Genomic DNA, 13,312 nt, shown 5'->3' on the forward strand with positions numbered 1-13,312 from the left:
GAATTCCATCACACGCCTCCCGCGTTGCTGAGGCGGCGCACTGTGCGCGTCATTCATCGCGCAGACCACTTGCGCTGCGGCCGCAACTCCCGGCGCAGACCGATTACGGGCGGCAGTCTCGGACGGCCGCCTGCTGCGCGCGGTCACCCCAGTGCGCGCGGGGATGACGCTCCTCGTCGTCGGCAGCGCCGCCTTCGCGCTCACGCTTCGGCTTGCCGGCCAGCCGTCGCTCGCGCTCGAGGCGCTGTTCCACCTCTACGCATCCGCGTTCGGCGCCGCCGCGATCGTAGCCGCGCTTGCATTCGCGCCGCGTCTTGCGAGCCGGCCATTCCTTGTCAGCGCAAGCCTCTTCCTCGGCCGCATCTCCTACTCGGTCTATCTGTTCCACCTGCTCGTGCTGGCAGCGCTGGACCGCCTCGGCGCAGCAGAGAGCCCCGCGGGTTTGATCCTGTACGTCGCCCTGACGATCATCGTCACGACACTGATGGCCGTCGGGGTGGAGGCGCCGATCCTCGAGGCGAGACCATCCTACAGTGCCGGCCAGCGACCATCGCTCGATGCTCGTGAACGCGACGCTCGCGCGGTCGTAGAAGGTTGAACGCTGCCCGAGCATGGGCTTGACAAGCCCTGCCCTTCGGCTGTAGGGACCCGCCCCATGATCAACGCTCGGACCCATCAGCGCACCGAAATGCTCCGCCGTCGCTCCCGCGACGACGAGAGGGTGCGCCATGTCCGACGACGCCGCTGAACCACTGAATTCAGCCGAGTTTTCGAGAAGGCCGCACCCGCAAGGTGCGGCCTTTCTGCTTTTTGCGCCCCATTTCCACCCGCCTCCAGAGGAGTTCGACATGACCACGCATCCGTTTGACGCGCTGATGGACATCACCGCACGGCCCAAGGCCGTGTTCGTCCGCGGCGCGGGCTCCTACCTCTGGGACGACAGCCGCAAGCGCTATCTCGATTTCGTGCAGGGCTGGGCCGTGAACTGCCTCGGTCACTCTCCGCCCGCAATCGCCGATGCGCTGTCCGCGCAGGCCAAGCGGCTGCTGACGCCGAGCCCGGCGTTCTACAACGAGCCGAGCCTGAAACTTGCCCAGCGGCTTGTCGCAAACAGCGCGTTCGACCAGGTGTTCTTTGCCAATTCGGGTGCGGAAGCCAACGAGGGCGCGATCAAGCTCGCGCGCAAATACGGCAGCCTGCACAGGAACGGCGCGTTCGAGATCATCAGCTTCGCAGGCGGCTTCCACGGCCGGACGCTGGCGACGATGTCGGCCTCGGGCAAGAAGGCGTTCGAACCGCTGTTCGAGCCGAAGGTCGCGGGCTTCAAGAAGGCGAAGCTCAACGACATCGCCTCGGTCGAGAAGCTGATCAACGACAACACCGTCGCGGTGATGCTGGAGCCGATCCAGGGTGAATCCGGCGTATGGCCCGCGACCGATCAGTTCCTGCAGGAGCTGCGCACGCTCACCGAGGCACATGGCTTGCTGCTCATTTTCGACGAGATCCAGACCGGCATAGGCCGGACCGGAAAACTCTTCCACTACGAGCACACCGGCATCGCGCCCGACATCATGACGCTCGGCAAGGGCATCGGCGGCGGCGTGCCGCTCGCGGCCCTGCTGGCAACCGAACGGGCATCCTGCTTCGAGCACGGCGATCAAGGCGGGACCTTCAACGGCAACCCGATCATGTGCGCGGCGGGGCTCGCGGTGCTGGAGGAGATCGGCAAGCCCGACTTCCTGAAGGCGGTCACCGAGACCGGTCTGCTGCTCGAAAGCGAGTTGCAGAAGGTCTCGGCCCGGCACGGCCTCGGGGGCGTGCGGGGACGTGGCCTCTTGCTCGCGCTCGACCTCAAGCTGCCGATCGCACCGGGCATCGTCGCGCAGGCGTTCGAGGCCGGCGTGCTCCTGAACGCGCCGCAGCTCGACACGCTGCGCTTCATGCCGGCGCTGAACGTCACGAAGGGAGAGATCGCCGAGATGATCGATTGTCTCGACGGGATCTTGACCAGGGCCGGCGCGGCAAGACGCGTGGCGTAGAGACGGTCTCGTAGGGTGGGCAAAGCGAAGCGTGCCCACCATTCGTAGTCATCGTTGAGAGATGGTGGGCACGGCGCTCTGCGCCTTTGCCCACCCTACGAAACCGTCGATGCCGGCAGACCTACGGCTTCAAAATCGACGCGCCGGTGGTCTTGCGGCTTTCGAGATCGATATGGGCCTTGGCGGCGTCCTTGAGCGCGTAGGCGTGGTTGATCGGCACGTGCAGCTTGCCGTTGATGACGGCGGCGAACAGTGTGTCGGCGCCTTCCAGCAGCTCCTTGCGCGTGCCGACGTAGTCGTTGAGCTTCGGCCGCGTCGCAAACAGGGAGCCGTGATTGTTGAGCTCGGCGATCGAGAACGGCGGCACGGGCCCCGAGGCATTGCCGAACGAGACGAACATGCCGCGCGGCTTCAGGCAGGACAGCGAGCCCGGGAAGGTCGCCTTGCCGACGCCGTCATAAACGACGTCGCAGCCCTCGTTGCGGCTGATCTGCTTCACGCGCGCGACGAAATCCTCTTCGTTGTAGAGGATGACGTGGTCGCAGCCATTGGCCTCCGCAAGCTCCGCCTTCTCGCGCGAGCCGACAGTACCGATGACATGGGCCCCGAGCGCCCTCGCCCATTGGCAGGCGAGCAAGCCGATGCCGCCGGCCGCGGCATGGATCAGCACGCGATGATGCGGCTCGACCTTGAAGGTCTTGTGCAGGAGATACCAGACCGTCAGCCCCTTCAGCATCAGCACGGCGCCCTGCTCGTGCGTGATGTGGTCGGGCAGCTTGACCAGCTTCTCCCAGGGGATGTTGCGCTCGCCGGTATAGGCGCCGAGATTGTGGTAGTAGGCGACGCGGTCGCCGGGATGGAAATGCGTCACGCCGGGCCCGACGGCGATGACCTCGCCCGACGCCTCGTTGCCGGCGATGAAGGGCAGCCCCGGCGCCTTGTAGAGGCCGGTGCGATAGTAGACGTCGATGAAGTTCAGCCCGACCGCATGCTGGCGGATGCGCACCTCGCCGGTAGCCGGCGCCGGGACCTCGACGCTCTCATAGACCAGGGCTTCGGGGCCTCCGACCTTGTGCACACGGACGGCTTTGGTCATCACCTGACCTCCTCTCGGTCTTCTCGCCGCTGAGCGAAAGACATCGCGCCCGCCTTGTCAACTCGACCCAGATTGGAACGGCTAAACGGACGACTTGCGGACTTTCCTGCGGTTGCGCTTCGCCAGCACGTTGAAGAATTCCACCGCCGCCGAGAACGCAATTGCGAAGTAGATGTAGCCGCGCGGAATGTGGAATTGGAATCCGTCCGCGACCAGCGCGACGCCGATCAGCACCAGGAACGCCAGCGCCAGCATCTTGGTGGTCGGATGCTCCGCGACGAATCGCGACACCGGCCCCGACGAAATGTACATGACCAGGCAGGCGATCACGACCGCCGCGATCATGATCTCGATATCCTGCGCCATGCCGATCGCGGTGATGATCGAGTCCAGCGAGAACACGATGTCGATGATGATGATCTGGACGATCACCCAGAAGAAGGCGTTGCCACCGGATTCGCGGTCGCCCTCGCCGTCATCGGCTTCGACCTCGGCGTGGATCTCGTGCGTCGCCTTGGCGATCAGGAACAGGCCGCCGCCGATCAGGATGAGATCGCGCCAAGAGAAGCCGTAACCTGAAAACGAAAACACCGGCGCGGTCAGGCCGATCAGCCAGACCAGCAGGCTGAGCAAGATGATGCGGAAGATCAGCGCCAGAGCGAGCCCGATCTGGCGGGCGCGGTGGGCCTGCTTCTCGGGGATGCGCGAGACGATCACCGACAGGAAGATGACGTTGTCGATGCCGAGCACGATCTCGAGCGCGGTCAAGGTGAGTAGCGCGGCCCAGGCTTCAGGGCTCGTGAGGAGGTGCATCATGCGAAGGATCTTGCCAGGCGGATCAATGCGTCGCTGAAGCTGATCCAGAGCGCGATGGCGCAGAGCACGATGGTCACGCCGGTGCCGACGCGAAAATCCATCTCCAGCACATAGAGGCCGAGCACGGCCCAGATCGCGATCAGCGACATCGTCAGCCAGCGCAGCCGCACGACCCGGACCGGATGCAGCACGTGGAACGGCACGAAGGTCAGCACGACAAGCGCCGCGACCAGCAGCGTCGATACCAGCGGCGGCCAGTGCAGCAGGAACAGATAGAACGCCGCCGCATTCCACAGCGCCGGAAAGCCGCGAAAATGATTGTCGTCCGCCTTCATGCGCAGATCGGCGAAATATAGTGCGCTGGTGACGATGATGGCGATGCCGAGCAGCGGCGCGGCCACCGGCAGCAACAGCCCGCTCGCCACGATCGCATAGGCCGGCACGAACACATAGGTGACGAAGTCGACCACGAGATCGAGCACGTCTCCCGACCAGTTCGGCTGCACGTCCTTGACCTTCAGCAGGCGGGCGATCGGCCCGTCGATCGCATCGATGATCAGGGCGACGCCCAGCCACTGAAACATCGCCGCCCAATGCTCGCGCACGGCCTCCAGCATCGCCAGCAGCGCGATGGCCGCGCCGAATGCGGTGAAGATGTGCACCGAAAAAGCCGCGGCGCGGATCGCCGGTTTCGGCTTCAGGGAATCCTCTTGGGTATCCATGGCTTCTGCTATCAGAATGAGACCGCTTTGCACATCCGCCATTGCGGCGCTCGGTCGCACAATTCGCCACAAAATCAAGGAAATATAGCCGGGCTTGAATTTGCCGCGCAGCATGTCAATTGTCGTTCCATGACAGATGCATCGACACTCCATGACGCGGCCGTGATCGGCGGCGGACCGGCTGGACTGGCGGCCGCCATCGCACTGGCGCAGGCCGGCGCGCGGACCGCGCTGGTGGCGCGGCGCGTGCCCTATGCCGACAACCGCACCACCGCCCTGCTCGGCGCCTCCGTCGATCTCCTGGAGGGCCTCGACGTCTGGCCGCGCTGCAAGGGCAAGGCGGCCGCGCTTGAAATCATGCGCCTCGTCGACGACACCGGCCGGCTGTTCCGGGCGCCGGAGGTCCGGTTCTCCTGCCACGAAATCGCGCTCGACGCCTTCGGCTACAACATCGACAACCGCTCGCTGATGCTGGCAATGGAAGAACGCGCGGCCGAGTTGCCCAACCTCGTCCGTTGCGATGACGAGGCCGAAAGCGTCGTCATCGAAGCCGACGACGTCGCGGTCCGCACGGCGTCCGCTCAATTCCTCTCGGCCCGGCTCGTGGTCGGCGCCGACGGCCGGCACTCGCTGTGCCGGGAAGCCGCCGGCATCGCCGTGACGCGGCGCGACCTGACGCAGACCGCGCTGACCTTCAACGTCGGCCACGCGCGCCCGCATCGCAACGTCTCGACCGAGTTCCACACGCCGCATGGCCCTTGCGTGTTCGTGCCCCTGCCCGGCGACCGCTCCAGCATCGTCTGGGTCTCGGCCCCCGCCGAGGCCGAGCGGCTTCGCGGCTTGAGCGACGCGGAGCTGTCCGCCGCGATCGAGAAGCAGTCGCATTCCATTTTGGGACGCATGACGGTCGAGCCGGGCCGCAACCTGTTTCCGCTGGCGATCGAACGTCCAAAATCCTTCGGCCGCGATCGCATCGCGCTGGTCGGCGAAGCCGCCCATGTGGTCCCGCCGATCGGAGCCCAGGGCCTCAACCTTGGTCTGCGCGATGCCGCTGACATCGCCAGGCTTGCGGGCGAAGCCATCGCTGCGGGCCAGGATCCCGGCGCGCCCGACGTGCTCAAGCGCTACGACCGGGCGCGGCGCCCGGATATTTTGAGCCGAACGTTTGCGATCGACATCGCCAACCGCTCCCTGCTCAACGATTTCCTGCCGCTCCAGCCGGTCCGCGCGGTCGGCATGCACCTGCTCGGCGCCATCGGCCCGCTGCGGCGCTTCGCCATGCGCGAGGGCCTGACCCCGACGTGGCGGCGGTAGGCTCGCTTACGGAAACGCCAGCCGGCCGGTCTGGATCGCCCACATCACGCTGGTCAGCGTGACCACGGACGCGAAGGTCCCGAGCAGCACCGCGACGGAGGCGGATTCGATCCAGGCGTCGTTCTGCCGGGCGATCACGAACACGTTCAGCGCCGGCGGCAGCGAGGCCATCAGCACGGCGGTCGCGGCCCAGGGCTGCGCGAACGGTCCGAACGCCAGCATCAGGCCGAACGCGGCCAGCGGGTGGATCAATAGCTTCACCGCGATCACACCCGGCACCTCCCACGGCACCCGGTTGAACGGGCGGAGCGCCACGGTCACACCGAGCACGAACAGCGCGGTCGGTGCGGCTGCGTTCTGAAGGAACGTGATGGTGCGGTCGAGTGCGACCGGCATCTCGATATGAAGCGCCGCCACGGCCGCGCCAAAGCAGGCTGACATGATCAGCGGGTTGAGCACGATCTGCTTCAGCACGACGCCGAAGGCATGGACCAACGAGGGATGGTCGCGGTCGGAGAGCTCGATCAGCAGCGGCACGATCGTGAACAGGAAGATGCTGTCGCAGCAGAAGATCAGCGCGGTCGGCGCCGAGGCCTTCGGCCCAAGCACGGCGAGCGCCAGCCCCGGCCCCATATAGCCGATATTGCCATAGCCTCCGGAGAGGCCCGCAAGCGTCGCCTCGCGCAGCGTCAGCCGTCCCAAAACCTTGCCGACGATCAGCGCCAGGGTGAATGCCACAACGGTGGACAGCGTGGTCGCGACCAGGAACGGCGGGTTGTTCAATTCCGCAAACGGCGTCTTCGACATGATCGCAAACAGCAGCGCCGGCAGCGACACGTAGAGCAGGAAAAAGTTCATCCAGGCGAGGCCCGATTCCGGCAGCGATTTGACTTTGCCGCAGGCGAATCCGACAAAGATCAAGCCGAAATAAGGTAGCGCCAGATTGAGGATATCGATCATTGATAAAGTGTTTTCTGAAGATTTGGGGGTTATCCACCCCTTAGTCGAAGGTCAATTCCAGATCAGGGCACTAGCATCGGCCACAATCCTGGTCTATCGACGGGGAATGATTAAAGCGAGGACCGCCAAATTCCAGATCGGACAGGTCGTGCGCCACCGGATCTTCTCGTTCCGGGGGGTGATCTTCGACATCGATCCGGAATTCAACAACACCGAGGAATGGTGGCTGTCGATTCCCGAAGAGGTGCGGCCTCACAAGGACCAGCCGTTCTATCACCTGCTCGCGGAGAACGCTGAGTCGGAATACGTCGCCTACGTCTCCGAGCAGAACCTGGTGCCGGACGATTCCGGCGAGCCGATCCGCCATTCCCAGGTTGCCGAGATCTTCATCAAGGACAAAACCGGCGGCTATCGCCCGCGCAATCCGTCGCTGAACTGACCGGCCGCCGCTTGAATTGAGTTTTGCCGCCATCAAGCGGCCAGCAAAAAAGGCGCTCGAACCGAGCGCCTTTTTCATGTCCGGGATTTGAGCCCGCTTACTTCTGACCAGCCGGAGCCGCGCCGGGCGCGCCACCGTTCTGCTCGAGCTTCTTGCGCTGCTCGTCGGCCTTCTTCTGAAGCTCTTCCTGGAGCTTCTTCTGGGTTTCCTCGAACACCTTCGGATCCGTCGGCGGACCGTCATAGGCCTTCTGGAATTCTCCGGCGAGCGGCAGCGGCAGCGTCAGGGGCGCGCCGTTGGCATTGATCGCCTGGACAACGAGGTTCTGGCCCTTCTTCATGTTGCCGATGAGCTCGGGCGTGGCCTCGTAGTCGGACATGCAGCCGTTCTGGAAGCAGATCACATAGGGGCTCTGCAACGGCGCGTTGTTGTCCACGATGATGCGGGTGCCGTGCACGAGCTGCATGCCGAGCGGCAGCGTCACGCGCAGGATCTTCTTGGGCTCGCCTTCCGGCTCGATGATCACGGCCGCGATGACAGGCTGGCCCGATTCGATGCGGCCGTCCTTGCCGGTGAAGCAGACCTGCTTGGCGTTGGCGTCCTGACCCTTGAGGCAGAACTTGGTCCAGGGGGCATAGATCAGCTGGATCTGCTGATCAGCCGGCTGGGCGGCCGCGCCCTGCTGCGCCGGAGCGCCCGGCGCGGGAGCCGGCTGGGCGGGAGCCTGGGCGGCCGGCGCGGGAGCCTTCGGAGCCGCCTTGGGAGCGGCTTTCGGGGCGGCCGGGGCCGCCTTGGGCGCGGCAGGCGCGCCGGGGGCCGGCGCGGGAGCCTGGGCCTCAGCAGCAAACGGGACGACCAACGCCGTCGCCGTCAACAGGGCGAAAAGTCGCCCGCGCGGCCGGACGGACGCGGCCAAGTAACGGAAATTCATTGCGGAAAACCCTTTCTGAACGGGAAGTGCCCGAACCGCTCCGAAGCACCGAACCGAGCCGCCTGGCGCGGCTCTCTCCCCGTCAATTGAGGCGGATAAGTGACGGGCTCGGCGCTCGTGCGCGATTGCGTGCCTTCTTAACGTGGCCGACGGAAAGATCAATGCCGACAAGCGTCTTTGACAACGCCTTGAACCGCTCCCGGGCCTGCGATCCGTGAAATTCCTTGTGATAGGATTCAGGCCCGCAGGTCCTCGAATCAACGTGTGCCGATGTCCATGTTCCAGCGCCTTCTCGAGGGCCTTCTTGAGGGCCTTGGCACCCGCCTCAGTCTTCTCGCCTTGGTCCTCGCCTCCGCGCTCTCCGCAAGCGGCGTACGGGCTGAGGAAGCCCATGCGATCGCGATGCACGGCAGGCCGGCGATGCCGGCCGATTTCACCCACATGCCCTACGCCAACCCCGATGCCCCCAAGGGCGGCCGGCTGACCTGGGGCATTCTCGGTACCTTCGACAGCCTCAATCCCTTCATCGTCAAGGGACTGGCCGTGCAGCCGGTGCGGAACTACGTGATCGAGAGCCTGCTCGCGCGCGGCAATGACGAGCCGTTCACGCTCTACGGCCTTATCGCCAGATCGGTCGAGACCGATGACGCGCGGAGCTTTGTCACGTTCCGCCTAGATCCCCGCGCCCGCTTCTCCGACGGCAAGCCGGTCCTGGCGGAGGATGTGCTGTTCTCCTGGCAGCTGCTGCGCGATCACGGCCGCCCCAACCATCGGCAATATTACTCTAAGGTTGCCAAGGCCGAGGCGCCCGACCCTCTCACCGTCCGCTTCGACCTGGCCGGCGCCAACGACCGGGAATTGCCGCTGATCCTCGGCCTGATGCCGATCCTGCCGAAGCATGCAGTGGACGTCGCGACCTTCGAGGAGACGACGCTGACCGGCCCGATCGGCTCGGGCCCGTATCGGATCATGGCGGTGAAGCCCGGTGCCAGCGTGAGCTTGACCCGCAATCCCGACTATTGGGGCCGCGACCTGCCCATCAATCGCGGGCTCTACAATTTCGACGAGATCAGGCTCGACTATTTTCGCGAGGCCAACGGCCAGTTCGAAGCCTTCAAGCGCGGCCTCTATGATTTCCGCGTCGAGCACGAGCCGCTGCGCTGGCACGACGGTTACGACTTTCCAGCCGCCAGAAGCGGCGAAGTGATCCGCGACACCATCAAACCCGGCGTGCCGCAGCCTTCCGAATTCCTGGTGTTCAACACGCGCCGTCCGATCTTCGCCGACATCCGCGTGCGCCAGGCACTGACGCTGCTGTTCGATTTCGAGCTGGTCAACCGCAACTATTTCTTCGGACTCTATTCGCGCGTTGCCGGCTATTTCGCCGGCTCCGACCTCTCGGCCTATGGCCGGCCTGCCGATGCGCGCGAACGCGAACTGCTGAAGCCCTTCGCCGCGCAGATCCCGCCCGACATCATGGACGGCAGCTACCACCTGCCCGTCACCGACGGCTCGGGGCGCGACCGGACGACGCTGCGCGCGGCACTCAAGCTGCTGTCGGACGCCGGCTACGATCTCGACGGCACCGTCCTGCGTAACCGCGTGACAAAAGCCCCCTTCACCTTCGAGATGCTGGTGACGACCCGCGACCAGGAGCGCATCGCGCTCGCGTTCCAGCGCGACCTCAAGCGCGCCGGCATCGAGCCGAGCGTTCGCGCGGTCGATCCCGTGCAGTTCGACCAGCGCCGGCTCGGCTACGAGTTCGACATGATCCAGAACCGCTGGGACCAGTCGCTGTCGCCCGGCAACGAGCAGTATTTCTATTGGGGCAGCGCGGCCGCCGACAATCCGGGCACCCGCAACTACATGGGCGCCAAAGATCCCGCCGTCGATGCCATGATCGACGCTCTCCTCGAGGCCCGTGATCACACGGCCTTCGTCTCGGCGGTGCGCGCGCTCGACCGCGCCTTGATCTCCGGTTTCTATACAATCCCCCTGTTTAACGTATCCGAGCAATGGATCGCGCGCTGGAATCGGATAGAACGGCCAAAGGCCACCGCGCTGTCCGGCTACCTGCCGGAGACCTGGTGGTCGAAGGGGCAGCCGCAAGCGAAGTGACGCCGTGAATCAGCCAGCCGTATCGCCGACGCTCGACACGCTGTTTCAGCGCACGCTGATGCGGCAACCGCACGCGCCCGCTCTGCTCGATCCCCTCAACAAGGCCCGCGTGACCGGCCACCAGCCGCGGCGGATGACCTACGCCGAGGCCGACACCGCCATCGAGGCCCTGTCGGCGCATTTCGTCGAATCGGGCCTGCCGGCCAATTCCGTCATCGCGATCCAGCTGCCTGCCACGGTCGAGTTCGTGCTGACGGTGCTCGCCGCGCATCGCGCCGGGCTCGTCGTCGCCGTGCTGCCGCTGCTCTGGCGCCATGCGGAACTGACCGCCGCGCTGAACCGCACCGCGGCGCGCGCCATCGTCACCATGAGCAAGGTCGACGGCGTCAGCTATTCCGACCTCGCGATGCACGCCGCCGCAGAGGCCTTCTCGATCCGTTACGTCTGCGGTTTCGGCGCCGACCTGCCCGAGGGCATGGCCTCGCTCGACGACGTGCTGGCCCGCCCGCCGGGCACCACGCGCGCGGTGATCCAGGACGGCCGCAAGGCGGCGATGATCTCCTTCGACGTCACCGCGGAAGGCTTTCGCCCGGTGCCGCGGCCGCATTTCAGCCTGATCGCCGGCGGGCTCGCGATGTCGCTGGAAGCCGACATCAAGCAGGGCGCGACCGTGATGGCGGCGTTCACGCCGATGTCGTTCGCGGGCCTCGCCTCCTCGCTCGCGGTGTGGCTGCTCTGCGGCGGCACGCTGGCGCTGCATCATCCCTTCGAGAACGACGTGCTGGAACAGCAGATCAACGAGCACGAATGCGAGGTGCTGATCGCCCCCGCGCAGCTCGTGCTGCGGCTCGGCGATTCCGATCTCGCGGCGCGAATGCCGAGCTTGCGCAACGTCATCGGCCTCTGGCGCGCGCCCGAGCAGGTGGCGGCGAGCGATGCCTGGATCGCGCCGCATGCACCGCTGACCGACGTCTATCTGTTCGGCGAGGCCGGGCTGTTCGGCGCCCGCCGCGGCGAGGACGGCATGCCTGTTGCGGTGATGCCCGGGCCGCACGGCGCCCCGCGCGAGCAGTCCGGCTCCTCCATCGCCGGCGAGATCCTGCTGACGCCCAGGGGCACGCTCGGCCTGCGCGGAGCGATGGTGCCGATCGCGGCCTACGCGCCGCCGCAGCCGGTCGGCGACACGCTGACGGCGCAGCCGCCGCGCGATTATGTCGACACCGGCTATGCCGCGCGGCTCGACCGTCCAAGCGGCGCGATCTGCATCACCGCGCCGCCCTCCGGCATCATGGCCGTCGGCGGCTACCGCTTCCTGTCCAACGACCTCCAGGAATGGGCGCGCCGGCTCGGCCAGGGCGCCCTGCTCACCGCGCTGCCCGACCGGCTCTCGGGTCACCGGCTCGCAGGACGGGCGCAAGACAATGCCCGCGCCCGCGAAGCGCTCAATGAGCTCGGGCTTAACCCCCTGATGGTCGAGGCTTTTCGCGACCGCACGGGGCCGGAGCGCAGTTTCGGCCCTTCCATTGACGCTGCATTAAGGCAACCGGACTAGATTGCGCAGCATCTGTTGCGTGATCAGAGTTTGCGATGTCCCAGGCGGGCCCGATCCTGTTTGTGTCCAACACCCAGCGGCCGCCTTTCATTGCGGCACTGGACGAGGCCCGTCTGTTTCCCGTCGTGGACGCTGACTGGGCCAGCGCGGCGCGCGCGGTCGAGCAGGTGCAGCCGGCCGCGGTTCTCGCCGCGATGCATGCCGGGCACGAGCCCTATCTTGCGCCGCTCGCCAGGAAGATCGCGGACCAATCGCCCTACCTGCCGTTCGTGGCACTCGATGCTGCGGGCACGCTGCCGCAGAACGCCCTGCCCTTCTCCTCGCGCGGCGGCAATTCCGACCGCCTCGTCGCGCGGCTCCGCGCCGCGCTGCGCGTGCGTACTCTCCATGCAACGGTTCTGCGCCGGCTGCCGGACGCGAAGGTCGGGTTGCCGGAGGGGGATCCGGCACGCGATGCAACGGTGCTCCTGATCGGCCGCGGCGCAGCCTACCCTGCGCTCTCCGTTGCGTTCGGCGAACGCGTCGGGGTCGTCGGCGCGCTCTCGATCGAGGCTGCGGCCAAGCATCTCAACACCCGCGATATCGATGGCGTCGTGCTCGCCGAAGGTTTTACCGCGCGCGTCACCGACGCCTTCCTCACGGTGCTCGCCGAAGACACCCGATTCCGCAGCCTGCCCGTGGTCGTCACCGCGCACCAGCTCGCGCAGACGTACGACCTGCCCAATCTCGAGCTGATCCCGGGCGAGCCGGCGAAGGTCGCCGCCAACGCGCTGCCGCTGATCCGCCAGCACGCGATGGAAGCGCAACTGAGCCGCACGCTGCGCTCGATCGATGCCGGCGGCTGGCTTGATCCGCGCAGCGGCCTGCTCACGGTAGAAGCTTTTGCCCGCGATTTCGCCAAGGCGGTCGAGCAGGCCCTTGCCCGCGGCGGCGGCCTCTCCGTGGCACGCTTCGCCTTCGAGCCCGGCAATTCCCGTGCCCAGCTCGACGCCGCGCGGATCCTGAGCCGCCTGATGCGGCAGATGGATTTTGGCGTGGCGCAGAAAGACGGTTCCGTCATCGTCGTGTTCGCGGAGACCGACTTCCGCACCGCCCACATGATCGCCCGCCGCCTGTCGGCGGTGATGCGACACACCTCAAATGGCAAGCACGAGATGCGCAGCGATCCCGTCGTCAGCGTGGACTCGCTGTCGCCCTCGGATACGGCGCGGTCACTGCTCGGGCGTCTCTCGGCCGACGCGTCAAGGGCCGCGTCGTAGCTACGATCTCCAGGCCGTAGGGTGGGCAAAGCGAAGCGTGCCCACCACTTTCAGCGGTCTTGGAAG

At 66.2% G+C, this 13,312-nt stretch carries 12 protein-coding genes; 7 read left to right on the top strand and 5 right to left on the bottom strand.

The genetic code is table 11. From position 1 onward, the window contains the following. The first annotated feature begins 151 nt into the window (after positions 1-151). Positions 152-598, top strand: coding sequence for a hypothetical protein (locus tag AC5ZFO_RS20185; protein WP_496122421.1), 447 nt, complete (start codon positions 152-154; stop codon positions 596-598). A 250-nt stretch (positions 599-848) separates the two neighbouring features. Beyond that, positions 849-2,039, top strand: coding sequence for an acetylornithine transaminase (locus AC5ZFO_RS20190; protein ID WP_282519101.1), 1,191 nt, complete (start codon positions 849-851; stop codon positions 2,037-2,039). 121 nt (positions 2,040-2,160) lie between these two features. Here AC5ZFO_RS20190 and AC5ZFO_RS20195 read toward each other — a convergent pair whose 3' ends face one another. From AC5ZFO_RS20195 to pcsA, 3 genes are all read right to left on the bottom strand, one after another. Continuing rightward, positions 2,161-3,135: a quinone oxidoreductase family protein gene (locus tag AC5ZFO_RS20195; protein WP_282519100.1), complete on the bottom strand. Its 975-nt coding sequence runs from the start codon at positions 3,133-3,135 to the stop codon at positions 2,161-2,163. Between the two features lie 81 nt (positions 3,136-3,216). Next, a complete protein-coding gene (locus AC5ZFO_RS20200; RefSeq protein ID WP_282519099.1) occupies positions 3,217-3,951 on the bottom strand; it encodes a TerC family protein in 735 nt (244 codons plus the stop codon). Then, positions 3,948-4,715 (bottom strand): phosphatidylcholine synthase, encoded by a 768-nt coding sequence (gene pcsA, locus AC5ZFO_RS20205; protein ID WP_282519098.1) that lies wholly within the window; start codon positions 4,713-4,715, stop codon positions 3,948-3,950. Before pcsA ends, AC5ZFO_RS20200 begins: the two co-directional genes overlap by 4 nt. An 87-nt stretch (positions 4,716-4,802) precedes the next feature. Between pcsA and AC5ZFO_RS20210 the strand changes: the two genes are divergently transcribed. Next, positions 4,803-5,987 (top strand): UbiH/UbiF family hydroxylase, encoded by a 1,185-nt coding sequence (locus tag AC5ZFO_RS20210; RefSeq protein ID WP_282519097.1) that lies wholly within the window; start codon positions 4,803-4,805, stop codon positions 5,985-5,987. 6 nt (positions 5,988-5,993) lie between these two features. On the opposite strand, the gene AC5ZFO_RS20215 is transcribed toward AC5ZFO_RS20210, so the two are convergent. Next, positions 5,994-6,947: an AEC family transporter gene (locus AC5ZFO_RS20215; RefSeq protein WP_282519096.1), complete on the bottom strand. Its 954-nt coding sequence runs from the start codon at positions 6,945-6,947 to the stop codon at positions 5,994-5,996. 106 nt (positions 6,948-7,053) lie between these two features. Between AC5ZFO_RS20215 and hspQ the strand changes: the two genes are divergently transcribed. Then, positions 7,054-7,386, top strand: a complete 333-nt coding sequence (gene hspQ, locus AC5ZFO_RS20220; protein ID WP_014495177.1) for a heat shock protein HspQ — start codon at positions 7,054-7,056, stop codon at positions 7,384-7,386. Positions 7,387-7,483: 97 nt separating this feature from the next. Here hspQ and AC5ZFO_RS20225 read toward each other — a convergent pair whose 3' ends face one another. Further along, the gene (locus tag AC5ZFO_RS20225; protein ID WP_282519095.1) at positions 7,484-8,317 is read right to left on the bottom strand and encodes an invasion associated locus B family protein; all 834 of its coding nucleotides are present in this window, start codon (positions 8,315-8,317) and stop codon (positions 7,484-7,486) included. Positions 8,318-8,587: 270 nt separating this feature from the next. Between AC5ZFO_RS20225 and AC5ZFO_RS20230 the strand changes: the two genes are divergently transcribed. From AC5ZFO_RS20230 to AC5ZFO_RS20240, 3 genes are read left to right on the top strand one after another with little or no spacing between them, the layout of a single operon-like run. Further along, the gene (locus tag AC5ZFO_RS20230; RefSeq protein ID WP_282519094.1) at positions 8,588-10,435 is read left to right on the top strand and encodes an extracellular solute-binding protein; all 1,848 of its coding nucleotides are present in this window, start codon (positions 8,588-8,590) and stop codon (positions 10,433-10,435) included. Between the two features lie 4 nt (positions 10,436-10,439). Further along, entirely contained in the window at positions 10,440-11,987 is a 1,548-nt protein-coding gene (locus tag AC5ZFO_RS20235) for an AMP-binding protein (protein WP_496122422.1), read from the top strand. A gap of 35 nt (positions 11,988-12,022) precedes the next feature. Further along, the gene (locus AC5ZFO_RS20240; RefSeq protein WP_282519092.1) at positions 12,023-13,246 is read left to right on the top strand and encodes a GGDEF domain-containing protein; all 1,224 of its coding nucleotides are present in this window, start codon (positions 12,023-12,025) and stop codon (positions 13,244-13,246) included. Positions 13,247-13,312 lie beyond the last annotated feature (66 nt).

It is taken from the genome of Bradyrhizobium sp. Unk1 (assembly GCF_059512345.1).

What these genes read in the sequence shown, in the direction of transcription:
- AC5ZFO_RS20190 (WP_282519101.1), top strand. Translation starts at nt 849, where the DNA reads ATGACCACGCATCCGTTTGACGCGCTGATGGACATCACCGCACGGCCC.
- AC5ZFO_RS20195 (WP_282519100.1), bottom strand. Translation starts at nt 3,135, where the DNA reads ATGACCAAAGCCGTCCGTGTGCACAAGGTCGGAGGCCCCGAAGCCCTG.
- AC5ZFO_RS20200 (WP_282519099.1), bottom strand. Translation starts at nt 3,951, where the DNA reads ATGATGCACCTCCTCACGAGCCCTGAAGCCTGGGCCGCGCTACTCACC.
- pcsA (WP_282519098.1), bottom strand. Translation starts at nt 4,715, where the DNA reads ATGGCGGATGTGCAAAGCGGTCTCATTCTGATAGCAGAAGCCATGGAT.
- AC5ZFO_RS20210 (WP_282519097.1), top strand. Translation starts at nt 4,803, where the DNA reads ATGACAGATGCATCGACACTCCATGACGCGGCCGTGATCGGCGGCGGA.
- AC5ZFO_RS20215 (WP_282519096.1), bottom strand. Translation starts at nt 6,947, where the DNA reads ATGATCGATATCCTCAATCTGGCGCTACCTTATTTCGGCTTGATCTTT.
- hspQ (WP_014495177.1), top strand. Translation starts at nt 7,054, where the DNA reads ATGATTAAAGCGAGGACCGCCAAATTCCAGATCGGACAGGTCGTGCGC.
- AC5ZFO_RS20225 (WP_282519095.1), bottom strand. Translation starts at nt 8,317, where the DNA reads ATGAATTTCCGTTACTTGGCCGCGTCCGTCCGGCCGCGCGGGCGACTT.
- AC5ZFO_RS20230 (WP_282519094.1), top strand. Translation starts at nt 8,588, where the DNA reads ATGTCCATGTTCCAGCGCCTTCTCGAGGGCCTTCTTGAGGGCCTTGGC.
- AC5ZFO_RS20240 (WP_282519092.1), top strand. Translation starts at nt 12,023, where the DNA reads ATGTCCCAGGCGGGCCCGATCCTGTTTGTGTCCAACACCCAGCGGCCG.